The organism is Pedobacter sp. UYP24 (genome assembly GCF_054057295.1).
In genome coordinates this window covers 60170-74417 of the sequence record NZ_JBSRZD010000005.1, presented here as the reverse complement: position 1 = coordinate 74417, position 14248 = coordinate 60170, and the positions used below count along the sequence as shown (strand labels likewise).

At 40.5% G+C, this 14248-nt stretch carries 11 protein-coding genes and 2 tRNA genes; 8 read left to right on the top strand and 5 right to left on the bottom strand.

The genetic code is table 11. The features are described 5' to 3' along the window. Window positions 1–217: 217 nt before the first annotated feature. Both ACVWYN_RS11365 and ACVWYN_RS11360 read right to left on the bottom strand, forming a co-directional pair. Window positions 218–961 (bottom strand): LytR/AlgR family response regulator transcription factor, encoded by a 744-nt coding sequence (locus ACVWYN_RS11365; protein WP_457288982.1) that lies wholly within the window; start codon window positions 959–961, stop codon window positions 218–220. Further along, complete coding sequence (locus ACVWYN_RS11360; RefSeq protein WP_457288981.1) at window positions 958–2049, bottom strand: sensor histidine kinase; 1092 nt, start codon at window positions 2047–2049, stop codon at window positions 958–960. Before ACVWYN_RS11360 ends, ACVWYN_RS11365 begins: the two co-directional genes overlap by 4 nt. Before the next feature lie 221 nt (window positions 2050–2270). On the opposite strand from ACVWYN_RS11360, the gene ACVWYN_RS11355 reads away from it, so the two are divergent. The 5 genes from ACVWYN_RS11355 to ACVWYN_RS11335 all read left to right on the top strand — a co-directional run bounded on the left by ACVWYN_RS11355 (window position 2271) and on the right by ACVWYN_RS11335 (window position 8978). Next, entirely contained in the window at window positions 2271–5027 is a 2757-nt protein-coding gene (locus ACVWYN_RS11355) for a TonB-dependent receptor (RefSeq protein WP_457288980.1), read from the top strand. 30 nt (window positions 5028–5057) lie between these two features. Beyond that, window positions 5058–5930, top strand: coding sequence for a VanZ family protein (locus tag ACVWYN_RS11350; RefSeq protein WP_457288979.1), 873 nt, complete (start codon window positions 5058–5060; stop codon window positions 5928–5930). Window positions 5931–6414: 484 nt separating this feature from the next. Continuing rightward, window positions 6415–7539: a Fic family protein gene (locus ACVWYN_RS11345; protein WP_457288978.1), complete on the top strand. Its 1125-nt coding sequence runs from the start codon at window positions 6415–6417 to the stop codon at window positions 7537–7539. Window positions 7540–7870: 331 nt separating this feature from the next. Beyond that, window positions 7871–8035, top strand: a complete 165-nt coding sequence (locus tag ACVWYN_RS11340; protein WP_457288977.1) for a hypothetical protein — start codon at window positions 7871–7873, stop codon at window positions 8033–8035. Between the two features lie 112 nt (window positions 8036–8147). After that, the gene (locus ACVWYN_RS11335) at window positions 8148–8978 is read left to right on the top strand and encodes a reverse transcriptase family protein (RefSeq protein ID WP_457288976.1); all 831 of its coding nucleotides are present in this window, start codon (window positions 8148–8150) and stop codon (window positions 8976–8978) included. 142 nt (window positions 8979–9120) lie between these two features. Here the strand turns inward: ACVWYN_RS11335 and ACVWYN_RS11330 are convergent. Together ACVWYN_RS11330 and ACVWYN_RS11325 are read right to left on the bottom strand one after the other, a co-directional pair. Then, window positions 9121–9192, bottom strand: a tRNA-Glu gene (locus ACVWYN_RS11330). Window positions 9193–9238: 46 nt separating this feature from the next. Further along, window positions 9239–9311 (bottom strand) — tRNA-Met (locus tag ACVWYN_RS11325). A gap of 110 nt (window positions 9312–9421) precedes the next feature. Here ACVWYN_RS11325 and era point away from each other — a divergent pair. Together era and der are read left to right on the top strand one after the other, a co-directional pair. After that, window positions 9422–10300 carry a GTPase Era gene (gene era, locus ACVWYN_RS11320; protein WP_457288975.1) on the top strand — a complete coding sequence of 293 codons (879 nt, stop codon included), beginning with the start codon at window positions 9422–9424 and terminating at the stop codon, window positions 10298–10300. 47 nt (window positions 10301–10347) lie between these two features. Continuing rightward, complete coding sequence (gene der / locus ACVWYN_RS11315) at window positions 10348–11649, top strand: ribosome biogenesis GTPase Der (protein WP_457288974.1); 1302 nt, start codon at window positions 10348–10350, stop codon at window positions 11647–11649. Between the two features lie 2 nt (window positions 11650–11651). Here der and ACVWYN_RS11310 read toward each other — a convergent pair whose 3' ends face one another. Continuing rightward, the gene (locus ACVWYN_RS11310) at window positions 11652–13229 is read right to left on the bottom strand and encodes a S41 family peptidase (protein ID WP_457288973.1); all 1578 of its coding nucleotides are present in this window, start codon (window positions 13227–13229) and stop codon (window positions 11652–11654) included. 205 nt (window positions 13230–13434) lie between these two features. On the opposite strand from ACVWYN_RS11310, the gene murQ reads away from it, so the two are divergent. Beyond that, a complete protein-coding gene (gene murQ, locus ACVWYN_RS11305) occupies window positions 13435–14247 on the top strand; it encodes an N-acetylmuramic acid 6-phosphate etherase (RefSeq protein WP_457288972.1) in 813 nt (270 codons plus the stop codon). Window position 14248: the final 1 nt, after the last annotated feature.

Below are 14248 nucleotides of genomic sequence, written 5' to 3'. Positions count from 1 at the left end.
CGTTTCTATTGCAGAAACGGGCTTTTTTATTTCAATATTGAAGTCTTCATCCTGTTTTTAAAGAGAAGTTATTCATTCCTGAACTTAGTGAAGAGCTAAGGCTAAAATTTTATACGGATGGAAATAGTGACAAAGCAGTTCTCGCGACTTGACTTCCATATTAGAAAACCAACACCCACTTATCAAAAATGTTTTTCATTGACCACCATATAGCTCCTTAACTCCATTTACGGAAGTAGGATGCAAATCCGTCCCGGTATTGGTCCCCAACAGCGATCAGCGTTTTACCAATTTTAACCGAGCTCTTGGTCATAGAAGTTACTTTGTCCAGTGAAATGATAAATGACCGGTGTACGCGCAGAAATTGCTTTTGCGGCAACTTTTCTTCAAGTGCCTTCATGCTTGTTCTGGAGAGAATGGCTTTATCGGAGTTGACAAGCTCAATCTTCACATAATCTTTTAATCCCTCTATAAACAGGATATCTTCAAATGCGAGGCGAACCAGCTGGTATTCTACTTTCACAAACAGGTACTTGTCATCAGCCTCTTCCGGGTCAAGCATACCTACACTTTGCTGACTGTTACTATTTATCTGCTTCGCATAATTCAGGGCTTTCTGGCTGGCGCGAAGAAATTCCTGATAATTAAATGGTTTAAGCAGGTAATCCAGGGCATCAACTTTATAGCCATCCAGGGCAAACTCATGATAAGCTGTGGTAAAAATAATTAGCGGTTTACCGTTGGCGCTGTTTAACACACTTGCAAGTTCAATTCCGTTGAGGTCAGGCATCTGGATGTCGAGAAATATTACATCTACCTTCATGGTGTGGACTGCCTTCAAAGCGTCTAATGGATTGGCAAACCTCCCTGCAAGGTTCAAAAACGGGGTCTGCTCAATAAATCTGCTCAGGTGATCTAAGGCTAGCGGCTCGTCATCCACGGCTATCGCGTTCAGGATCATGACAAGTCGATCATAAGGTGCAAAGTATATTCATTAGCCGCATTGCGTTCACAGATTTCCAATAGGTGTTTTCCAGGATACAGCAATTCCAGTCGCCGCCGCGTGTTGGCAAGTCCTATTCCGCTACCATCAGCTATGCTACTCCCCTTATCAATCACAATCAAGTTGGTTAGATGAATATTTAATTGCGTTCCATTTTGAAAAACCGCTATGTTAATATAGCTTTTTTGCGCAGTACTCACGCCATGTTTGAAAGCATTTTCTAAAAATGGAAGCACCAGCATGGAAGCCATCGGTAAGTCCTGCATGCGTTCCGGAAGTGTTACACTTACAGCAACAGCGTCAGTTAACCGCAACTGCATCAGGCCAATATAGTCTTTAACAAAAGCAATTTCTTTGCTCAGCTGTGTTACTCCCTGCTTGGTTTCATACAGCAAATACCGCATCATACTGGACAACTGATGAATGGCTTCACCCGCCAACACGGAATCGACCTGGGTCAGCACATAGATGTTATTCAAGGTATTGAAAAAGAAATGTGGATTGATCTGGGCTTTCAAAAAGGACAATTCCGCTGCTATCTTTTCTTTTTCCAATTCTTGTCGCACTCTTTTATCTTTCTGCCATTTCCATACCATGGCCAGACTGGTGCTGATTCCAATCACCAAAACAGCCATGATCAAGGTAAGCATCTGCAATATGTTTTCTCCGCGATGCCCGAGTATGTGATGCATTATCTTTTTTAAAAATGCTGCATTAAACATGCGCTCAGGATTAACCCAGTCGCCCCAACCGTTAAACAGCACAATCGAGATCACCAAAGCGATAATAATGGCAAAATAGCTGGCCGACTGGTTTCGCAGCAGAAATCTGGGCACTAAAATAAGCGCGTTGAGGTAAAACGCGATCACGATTAAACCCAGCGTGATGAATTGCTTAAACCAGAGACCATAAACAATTTCGATACCTGAGAAAATCGGGACGTAAAATATAGCCAGACTAAACCCGCTCCAAACCAGCACGTGAATGAGTATGGTGATCGCCCTATTTTTCGACAATCCCGAATGGCCTTGATCAACTGTTTTCATTTCTCCATTTAGTGGTAAAAAAAGGCAATATCATGCATTGGCGGAATATCTGCAAGTTTATACGCTGTAGGGGCTATTTGTGCCGACTAGCACGGCCTTATCCGCTACCAATCCTTTCATCGTGCCAGATAAATCCTTCATCTACATTCATCCACTCCCGGTCTCATTGGTTTTTCATTGCGATTTTATTCCGTTTGCTTTGGATCGATGATAAAAACAACATGAAACTTATAGCGATCATTTTACTCCTTTCGTTGATCTTTTCCAAACAGGTGTTTGCGCAAAATGGCAGACAGGTTTCCGGCAGGGTAATCGATAAAGCGGGACTGGCCCTACCCTACGCAACCATTAAACTGTTCGTCGGAGGCGACAGTATTCTCGTCGCTTCAGACAGTTCCGGCAGGTTCAGGTTTGCTTCGCTTAGTCTTAATCAATTCAGCTTAGTGGTTTCATTATTGGGTTATCAAGGAATCAAACGCAGGTACAGTCTTAATCAAGAAAGTACAGCAGCTATACTGGACCCGATCGTTTTGGAAATTGATCCCATCGCGCTTAAGGGCATAACGGTCACCAACGCAGCTATTAAAATAAAAGAGGATACGATCGAGTATAATGCCGCAGCCTACAAAGTGCAACAAGGCGCAGTTGTAGAAGATGCAATTAAGAAAATGCCCGGACTGGAGGTTGGCCGCGATGGAAGCATCATGGCACAGGGTAAACAAATCAGCAAGGTGCAGCTGAACGGTAAAGATTATATGGCGGGTGATGTCAAAAGCCTCACCCGCACTTTACCTGCTGAACTGGTTCAAAATGTACAGGTAATTGACGATCATGGGGAGCAAGCCAAACTAACCGGGGTTAAAACCGGGGAGTCGCAGAAAGTCTTAAACATCAATATTAGAAAGGAGAAGAATTACGGCTATTTCGCCCAGTCGACTTTAGGCGGCGGCAGCGACAAGCGGTACAGTGCATCAACCAATGTCTTTAATTTCAAGGGTAAACGACAGATCACCTTTTTGGGCGAATTAAATAATACCAACGCCAGTCTGTTTGATTTTAATACCTTAACTAAAAAAGGTCCTAATTTGATGGGCGACAAGCAAGAGGGGATCACTACTACCCGCGCCTTCGGCATCAACTATCGGGATAACTGGAACAGTAAGCTGTCTGTCTACGGAAGCTATAGCTTTGCACGCAACGCTATCAATACGGTCGCCACGACCCTTCAGGAAAATCTATCCAACCAACTCCCCTCTGTTCAGAATTCCAGCAGTAACAAGAAGGAGCAGATCCTTAATCACCGCCTACAATTCAATTTGGAGTACAAACCAGATACGGTAAACTTTTTTAAGTTCAGTCCGGCTTTTTCTTATGCAGGTATAAACAGTGCTGAATTCCTCGCCAGCCGACTACAAGCTTTAAATGCATCTAAAAATTTGCTTGCTGAGTACACCGGAAATACATCAAGCCATTCCGCAACTCCCGACTTTAGCGGGATCGCCCTGTTCAACCACCGTTTCCACAAAAAGGGACGGAATTTCAATGTGTTGCTAACAGGCGCAACCGCTACAAAAGAAAATGACCAAAATCCCGTGTTCACCTATCTGGCCGGTAAGGCAAACTTGCCCGCCAGTCAATTAATTGGCATAAACAACCGTACCGACAGCGGGAGCTTGTCCCTGTCCTACCTGGAACCGCTAGCTCAAAAATCTTTTCTGGAATTCAATTATCTTTACCGCAGTTCTGCTACAAGGGCAAACCGGACAACAGACACCGTCACCGCTGCAGGGACATTAGATCGTGATCCGGATTTAAGTGGCGACTATCATTTCAAGTTTTCAGTTAACCGCCTGTGCGTAAATTATCGCCTGGTGGATAAAAAATACAACTTTACTTTAGGCGTTGCAGCGCAGCCAACTGTGCTTAACAGCTGGTCGGCCGAAACCGCTTACCAGAGCAAGGCAAAATTTAATGTCACTCCTGTCTTGCGATATGTCTACAATTTCACAGATCTGCAGGCACTCGCCTTTAATTACCAGGGCTCAAGTGTTGCGCCTACTTATGCACAGCTGCAGCCGGTTACCGACTTCTCCATGCCCAGCTATCCGCTACAAGGGAATTCCGAACTTTTGCCTGAGTTTAACAATACCTTTCAAATCAGGTACAATAAATTTGGCGATGGCACCGGCAGGACATTTTTTAGTACCCTTAGCTTTACGCAGACCGACAATAAAATTGTCCCAAGCACAGTCAACTATCCGGGCGATTATAGTGCAAATCCCAGACTGGCAGGTACAATACTTACTAAATACCGAAACGCCTCCGGATTCTACAACGCATCCGCTTATTATGTGCTGGTCGGCTCCTGGGCTAAACGCAAGTATAGCTGGTCTTTCAACGGAAACCTGTCGTTCAACAATAATAGATCCTACCTAACCGATCTGCTGGATCCGCTCGGCAATCTGCAAACCGTTCAAAAGAATACCGCAAAAAATCTCGTCCTTTTGCAAGGCGCACGCTTCAGAGCCGATATTCCAAATATTATCGATGCCGAGACCAATGTGAGTTACCTGATCAGCCATGCCGACAATTCCATAAAGCGCTCGGGCGTCAATAATACCTTTCAAACGCTTACACTAGGCACAAATGGGAAGTTGTATGTCCTCAAAAACTGGACACTGGGTTACGACTACAGTAAAGCCATTTATAAAGGGTTTGAAGACAATACAAACCCGGATTTATTGAACGTATCTGTTGAAAGGCGCTTTTTGAAGAATAATGCTTCAACCATCCGATTCTCGGCGTTCGACCTATTTAACGAAAATGCAGGATTTGCAGTTACGCAAAACGCCTATGCAATTACACAAACCAATGTGAACCGTCTGGGTCGTTATTACCTGTTAAGTGTTTCGCTGAGGTTGCAAAAATTTGCCGGAAAGGCTCCAAGGTCAGCACCCGGCTCAGAGAACGGTGGATAGTAACTATTTAAAAAATAATAAATTTAGAAAATGAAAAGGAAATACCTCGCAGCTTTCATACTACTCGCATACAGTGCGCTGCTAGTTAAAGTAATGATATTCAAAGACGTACCCCTGATACGGATTGGGAAGCTGATGATTTATTTCGGGGGATCACAAACTGGCCCCGCAAACCTGGTCCCCTTTAAAACAATTCTTATATACCTGATGGGTGAAAACGGCCTAATGATTAGCGGCATCAACTTGATAGGCAACATCGTTTTATTGATGCCGGTCGGAATTCTATTACCGCTCGCATTTGGCACATTAAACTGGAGTAAAAGACTGGCCATAGCTTTCCTAGCTGGTTTTGCAATTGAAGCTACACAGGTGCTGCTCCGCGTTGGGATATTTGATATTGATGATGTGATTTTAAACGGACTGGGTGTGCTGCTCGGCTATTGGATATTTTCTATCGCTGTGCGTAAGTTGTCTTCAATGCCTCACAAAAAAAAGAATACCATGGCAACGGCTATTGTCGTAATTTTTGTTGCGGTTGCCATGGGAGTGGCCATCGCCCAGCAAACGAACCATTTACCTGTTCGTTTCGAAACCGCACCAAGCAATAAGCCACTTCCACCTGTTAATCAGCCAGGGAGCGCAAAAGCCCAAAACGATGACCCATGCGGAGGGACAAATGGCTTGGGGAAAATTGTTGGCATTACAAATCATCTCATCACCATAAAGGATAGCGACAGCCTGCTGGTAAACATTATCGTAACACCAGAAACGAAGATCAAAGATCCATCGGGAACAATAACGGAAGCTAAATTGAAAATTGGCGACAGGGCAACCTTAGTTACATTTGAGTCGGACAAGGCAGGTAATAAGATTGCGGCAGCACTTTTAGTCTGCAATAACTAAATTTAAATCGTTACCCTGCCACCCGCTACCGGTAGCAGACCGGCAAATCTTAATCACACATTTCATTTAACTGAAGTGGTACTAATGATCCCTGCATACACATTCATGATGCTCATTAAGGTATGCGATCGCTGATTTTGCCATTTTACCCAAAACATTGATATAAATATCTGACAGCTTTTAACGCAAAAAACGCTAATAATCAACTTATTAGCGTTTTATCCACAATGTGTAGCCCAAGCGTTACATTTGTCGAACACCTTTCAGGACGATTTGATGTTTTTAGCTAATTTAGATAGCAGTGATATTGAGACCAAATGTTAGAGATAACATTGAATTATTGAGTATTTGTAAATCGATCAATCTCTTAAATTAGCTTCGCATTAATTAACCAAACGCAGCATAAACTTAAATAGTCGCTTTCTTATTTAAGTTGTTTTGTTGTTTACTTAAATAAGCATACCTTTATTTAAGATTATTGAAAATGAACAAATACAATTCAGGAAAGCAAATAAACCAGGGGTATTATAAAAGCTTCCAACCGAACCTGATAGACAGAGAATGGCATCTTGATAACATGGAAGTAATACAATTGTTGAGTAGAGCTGATAGACACGTAGGACGGCTAGATATGTATTCAGAATATGTGAACATAGAATTATTCATACGAATGCATATTGCAAAAGAAGCTACACAATCTTCGAAAATTGAAGGTACTCAAACAAATATGGAAGAAGCCTTTTTAAGTAAAGACGAAATAATTGCTGAGAAAAGAGATGACTGGGAAGAAGTTCAGAATTACATAAGTGCCATGAATGAGGCTGTAAAATTATTACACCGCCTACCTTTTTCGTCTCGTCTTATTAAACAAACTCATAAGATATTATTACAAGGAGTCAGAGGAGAGCACAAGCTCCCAGGGGAATATCGAAGTAGTCAGAACTGGATTGGTGGGGCAACTCTAAATGATGCAATTTTTATTCCGCCAGTACATACATCAATAGATGAACTTATGTCTGATCTAGAGAAGTTTGCAAATGATGACTTAAACCCATTACCCGATCTAATAAAAATTGCTATTATTCATTATCAATTTGAAACCATCCACCCATTTTTAGATGGAAACGGCCGTGTAGGCAGGCTTCTTATCACCATTTACTTGGTAAGTAAAGGAATTCTTAAGCAGCCTATCCTATATCTTTCGGACTTTTTCGAAAATAACAGGCAATTATATTACGATAATCTGATGTTGGCGAGGACTCAAAACAACATATCCCAATGGTTGAAGTTTTTTTTAACAGGGATTATAGAAACCGCCAAAAAAGGCGTCACTACATTCGATGCAATTCTTCAGTTGCAAAAAAGCTTAGAAATAAAACTGAAAACATTAGGTAACCGAAATGTAAATGCACAGAAGGTAATTGATTATTTATATACCCAGCCTGTGATTAATGTCGGCAATGTTGAAGCAATCATCCAAAAGTCTTATGTAACAGCTTATAAACTGATTAATGATTTAGAACAGCTAGAGATTTTGAGCGAGATATCCGGTGCGCAAAGAAACAAGCTTTATGTTTTTAAAGATTACCTTGACTTATTCAAAAAATAGATTACACTTCAACGTTACCTATCAAATTATAGCCGGCTCATTAACGCTTTTGCAATAGTCTTATAAGGTATATTCCAATGTTGTTTCCAATCAGAAAAAGCAACCTTCAGGAAAATAATTTCACCCATTTTTAATGATTTAATAAGACTAGCTGAGAAACAAGTTTTTTTTACCATTATATTAGAGCTTTTTTTTATTTTAGACCGTTCTTTGAAAACCAATTTTCTAAAAAGCCATTTTTAAGTGTCTTTAGGCACATACTTGAATGGTGCCTTGCGGCAAGGCACCCAAAATAATGAACTCATAAACCGGGTCGTTTTCTTGATTTGCCATGGTGATTAAAATGTTCTTGCGGCCAGAATTGTCTGGGATTTATAAGCATCATGAACATGAAAAAAAGAAAATTGGTGCAGAAGCAAATGAAAAAGCTTTTGCTAAAGAACCGCAAAAATTTATCAAGAACGGAACAATGGTTAATGGAGTTATTGATTTTTAAATTAAGGAAACATCCAACGCAAATCACGAAATGGTTTATGCAAAGAATCTTTAAGTTACTAAATCTGATTCTGTCCAAGTTCTAGACCCGGTTTCATTTTTGAACAATTTTGATGTATACCATCCCAGATTTAAAAATTGATAAAAACCTACTTGAACGTCTGAACACAAAATCGCTCGGTATCTATCGGAATACGGTAAGAAAAAAGAAGAAATATGGGAAGCCACAACAAAATAAAGACGGCATCTTCAAATATCGTAATACTCAAGAGCCTATTCAAGAACTAAAGTGGCTGCAACGAAAAATAAACGTCGTACTTCAAAAAATTCCTCTACCCCACGAAATGTATGGAAGTATTATCGGGAAAGACAATATTATGAATGCCATAGCTCATGTTCATAGCTCAAATTTTCTAACAATAGATCTCAAAAATTACTTTTCAAATATCACAAATACCCAAGTCCACCAAACATTATTATCGTTAGGCTTTTTAACTAGCGAAGCACGTATTATTACCAGGCTTACTACTTTCGAAGGTAGGTTGCCTCAAGGCGCACCAACCTCACCAACACTAGCAAACCTTGTTTTCTCTTCAACAGTTAAAGAGTTAGCCGAATTATGCATAGATAAGGGTATCATCTTCACGAATTATGTGGATGATCTTATGTTTTCAGCGACAAGAAGATTTAAAAATCATCTTCCAGAAATACTTGCACTTATCAAACGAAATGGTTTTTTTGTTAACCACAAGAAGATATCCTACAGAAATAGATACTGCGAAGTGACAGGCTTGTTTATTCGCAATGGGCAGCTACACTTAAAAAAAGAGATGCTGGAAAATATCGAAAACCCGGGAATGAAAGCGTATGTTAACCGAGTCGAGGAACAAAATAAGATTTTGAGAAAAGTTCAACATAAAAACAAGTCCATACAGCGAGATTAAGTAAGTTAGAATGTCTAGGATAGATGCCAAAGCACATATTTTACGAAGGGGGATTTGCTTATAATGGAGTGGGCCAAAATCATACATTAACATTACTGCAATTAAACAAAAATCCCGCTCTACTCATCGTAAAGCGGGATCGTAGCCCGTAGGGGAATCGAACCCCTGTTTCCAGAATGAAAATCTGGCGTCCTCACCCCTAGACGAACGGGCCATTTAAGATTGCCTTAGTTTCTTGCAAAACTACGAACCTTTTTAGGTAGCGGGGACCAGACTCGAACTGATGACCTTCGGGTTATGAGCCCGACGAGCTACCAACTGCTCCACCCCGCACTATAAACAATTTAAAAGCTTCTGTTAAATCCTTAACTCTTCTTCCGAATTGGAATGCAAAGATATAATTCGTTTCTTTGCGGTGCAAATTTATTTTAAAAAATATTTTCATGGCGCATAAAGCAGGTTTTGTAAGTATAATCGGAAAGCCAAATGTTGGCAAATCTACCCTAATGAATGCCCTGGTGGGCGAAAAGCTTTCTATCATTACTCCCAAAGCTCAAACTACCCGCCACCGTATTCTTGGAATAGTCAATCAAGAAGATTATCAAATTGTATTTTCTGACACACCAGGTATCATAAAACCACGGTACGGATTGCAAGATTCTATGATGAGCTCAGTAAAAGGTGCGTTAACAGATGCAGACTTACTCTTGTTTGTTACCGACATTAACGAGCAACATGATGAGAACGACGTACTTGAAAAGATCATCAACACAACTATACCAATGATCGTATTGATCAATAAAATTGATAATGCCACCCAGGAACAAGTTGAGGAGAAAACTGCCTTCTGGCAAGAGAAGCTTAATCCTAAATATATATTCGCCATTTCAGCCCTGCATAAGTATAACCTGGAAGGTATCATGGATATGATCTTGGATTATATTCCAGAGCATGATCCATTTTATGACAAGGAAGATCTGACAGACCGCACCCAGCGCTTCTTTGTATCTGAGATTATCCGTGAAAAAATATTCAACAACTACCAGAAAGAAATCCCCTATAGCACCGAAGTGGTAATTACTGCTTTTAAAGAAGAAGAAAAAATTACCCGCATTAGCGCTGAAATTGTAGTGGAACGCGACTCGCAAAAAAACATCCTGATAGGGAAAAGTGGTGCCATGCTTAAAAAAGTTGGTACTGAGGCCCGGAAGGATATTGAGAAATTCCTGGACCAAAAAGTATTCCTTGAAACTTTTGTAAAGGTAATTCCAGACTGGCGTAGCAAAAAGAACTACTTAAAAGGTTTCGGGTACGAAAATTAAGCTTACCTTTGCAACCCCTTAATAATTAATACAATTCACAAATACACATGAGTAACATTATCGCAATTGTCGGAAGACCAAACGTAGGCAAATCTACCCTTTTTAACCGCTTAACAGAAAGTCGCAAAGCCATTGTTGATGATTTTAGCGGTGTTACACGTGACCGCCACTACGGGTCTGCTGAGTGGACAGACAAGCAATTTACCGTTATTGATACCGGCGGTTATGTAGCCAACTCTGAAGATGTCTTTGAAGCTGCCATCCGCGAACAGGTAATTATTGCCATTGAAGAAGCAACTGTTTTGCTATTTATGGTGGATGTTACTACCGGCATTACAGATCTTGATGATGAAATTGCCCAATTGTTAAGAAGAAGCAAAAAACCTGTTTTCACCATAGTGAACAAGGTTGACAATACACAGCTGCAAAATGAAGCTGCTGTTTTTTATGGTTTTGGCTTAGGAGAGATTTACCCGATTTCGTCTATGACGGGCTCTGGTACCGGTGACTTGCTGGACGAAGTGATTACTCATTTTGAAGATATTCCTGAAGACGAGAATGCATTACCTAAAATAACTATTGTTGGGAGGCCTAACGTAGGTAAATCATCCCTTATCAATGCGCTTATTGGTAAAGAAAGAAATATTGTTACACCAATTGCAGGAACTACAAGAGATTCCATACACATTCATTACAACCAATTTGGTCATGAGTTTATGTTTATTGATACCGCCGGACTAAGAAAGAAGACCAAGGTTAAAGAGAACATAGAATTCTACTCTGTAATGCGCACAATTAAGGCGCTGGAAGAAGCCGACGTTGTGATCTTAATGATTGATGCCACGGAGGGCTTAGAGTCTCAGGACGTGAATATTTTCCACCTTGCAGAGAAAAACAAAAAAGGAATTGTGATTTTGGTAAACAAGTGGGATTTAGTGGAGAAGGATAGCAAAACTACCAAGCTGTTTGAAGATCGAATCCGCACCAAGTTACAGCCATTTACAGATGTACCAATCGTATTTACATCAGTAATAAACAAGCAAAGGATTTTCCAGGCTATAGAAACTGCATTGGAAGTGCACAAGAACAGGGCTAAGAAAGTACCTACTTCTAAGCTGAATGATGTCATGCTGCCAATCATTGAAAAATATCCGCCTCCTGCGCTTAAAGGAAAGTACATTAAAATCAAATACATTACACAAATCAATGCAACCTCTCCAATGTTTGCCTTCTTCTGTAACCTTCCGCAATACATCAAAGAACCTTACAAGAGGTTTGTTGAAAATAAAATAAGGGAGAATTTTGATTTTACCGGAGTACCTATCCAAATTTATTTTAGACAGAAGTAAACTTACTGCAAGCTGCTAATGGCTTGCTTTACTACAGCATCGCCCAGGTTAAGTGCCTTGTAATAGCCGGCGCCACCAAGATGGTATTTGCAAAGCAACACCTTAACATCATTTAGAATGATGGGCTTTGCAGCAGCCATTTGATGTGGATCAATTAAAATATTCTTGCTTTGAATGTATTTCACAAGGTCTTTGTAATCGGTATCATTGATGGCAAAGGAATTTAAATTCTGATCAATAAAAGATGAAGTATACCTGTTTGCCAGCACATCGTAAACAAAATCAATAAGCACTTTTTTAGCCGCTAGATTTGCGTATAACTTATTGTAACCAACTGTATCAAGTTTTACATAAACATCCGGCTGGATGCCACCTTCTGTCAAAACCCTTTTCTTTACCGTGTCTTTCGGCATTTGCTTGCTGTCAGTTAATTCCCCATCGTGAAAGCGATCTTCAATTTCTTTCTGATAGGCATCGTAACCATTTTTATAGGACTTTTGAATGCTTCTACCTAGAGGGGTGTAGTACCTTGCAATAGTTAGGTTAAGTGCAGAGCCATCACCAAAAGGGAACTGTTCTTGTACCAGGCCTTTCCCAAATGAACGGCGACCGATAATAATACCCCTATTGAGGTCTTGCACGGCACCTGCAAGTATCTCGCTTGCTGAAGCTGAATTCTCATTGATTAAAACCGCAAGTTTACCGTCTTGAAACTCACCACCACCAGTAGCTACATAATCTGTACGCGGCTCATGCTTACCTTCTGTGTAGACAATTAGCTTATTTTCCTGAAGAATTTGGTTAGCCAAACCTGTGGCTGCTGTTAAGTACCCACCGCCATTGTCCCTTAAATCAAGAACAAGTTTTTTCATTCCCTTTGATTTTAGGTCTTTTATAGATTCTACAAAATCTTTATCTGTATCTGCACCAAATTTACTGATCCGTATGTACCCAATTTCTGGATTAAGCAAATACGAAGCATCTATAGAACTAACCTTTACCCTATCCCGTTTCATGGTTATCGCCACCTGCTGTGTAGCTCCAGGGCGAAGGATTGTTAACGTTACCGGTGTACCACGTGGTCCTTTTATCCTGCCCATTACTTGTGCTCTAGGTAGAGACATACCACTTACAACCAACGTATCAATCTTCAAGATCTTATCGCCCTGCTTGATACCAGCAACATAGGCAGGCCCATCTTTAACCACATTGGTAACCAATAAGGTATCTTTTAAGATATAATATTCTACCCCAACACCGGCAAAATTACCACCCAGGTTTTCTGCAAAATCATTGGCTGCTGCTGGAGGCAAATAAGCACTATGCGGATCTAGTTTATGCAGCAAGCTGTCAATCGGCAAATGATTTAGTGAATCTGCATTTATATCATCAACGTAGTTCTTGTTGATGATGTGAATAATCTCGTCTACTTTTTCTGCATTATTGTCTGCCAGATGGGTGCTGCGCGTAAAATGATAACCCTGATCTTTCAGAAATTTATAGCCCATAAACATCCCTCCTATTAAGGTTGCCGAATAGGTTAAGGAGATAATAAGGTTATAACGAGTAGTCTTCTTCATTGGCGTGATAACGCATACAAAGTTAACAAAATAGAGATCATCTATGTTATAAACCCATATCAATTTTATTTGTTTATCCTAATATTTTTTGTGGCTTCAATTGATTAACACTATAATTTCTCGTTTAAAAAGAAAAAGCCGAATTTTATAAAATTATTTGAGAGTGGTTATAGATTACGCTCAGTATTACAACAAAATAAACAATATGATTAGAATAACAGAAAAGGAATCTAAATACAATAACATTGATCTAATGTCTGTAAACGAGATTCTTCAAAATATAAATACAGAAGATAAAATCGTTCCCCTGGCTGTAGAAAAAGCCATGCCCCAAATTGAAAAACTCGCTTCGGCAGTTACCGAAAGGATGCTTAAAGGAGGCCGGCTATTCTATATTGGTGCCGGCACAAGTGGTCGCCTTGGTGTAGTTGATGCCTCTGAATGTCCACCTACATTTGGTGTACCGTTTGATCAGGTAGTGGGAATTATTGCGGGCGGTGATACAGCCATAAGACGTGCGGTTGAAAACGCCGAAGATAATACTGAGCAAGCATGGAAGGACTTGCAGGAATACAATATCCAAAGTGGCGACTGCCTAGTAGGCTTGGCAGCCTCTGGTACTACGCCTTATGTAGTTGGCGGTTTAAATACTGGACGTGAGGTTGGAGTGTTAACAGGATGCATCGTTTGCAATGAAGGGGGACCAATTGTTGCCGAAAGTGATTATCCGGTTGAGGTTGTAGTGGGCCCGGAATTTCTTACCGGATCAACCAGAATGAAATCTGGCACCGCGCAAAAGCTTGTACTAAATATGCTGAGTACCACAGTGATGATAAAATTGGGCAGGATAAAAGGGAACAAAATGGTGGATATGCAGTTAACTAACCATAAACTGGTAGATAGGGGTACGCAAATGGTGATGGAAGAATTGAACATAGTGCATAACGAGGCGGCAGAATTGCTTATTCGCTACGGAAGTGTGCGTAAGGCTGTAGAAGCTGCTCAAAAGAACAAATAGT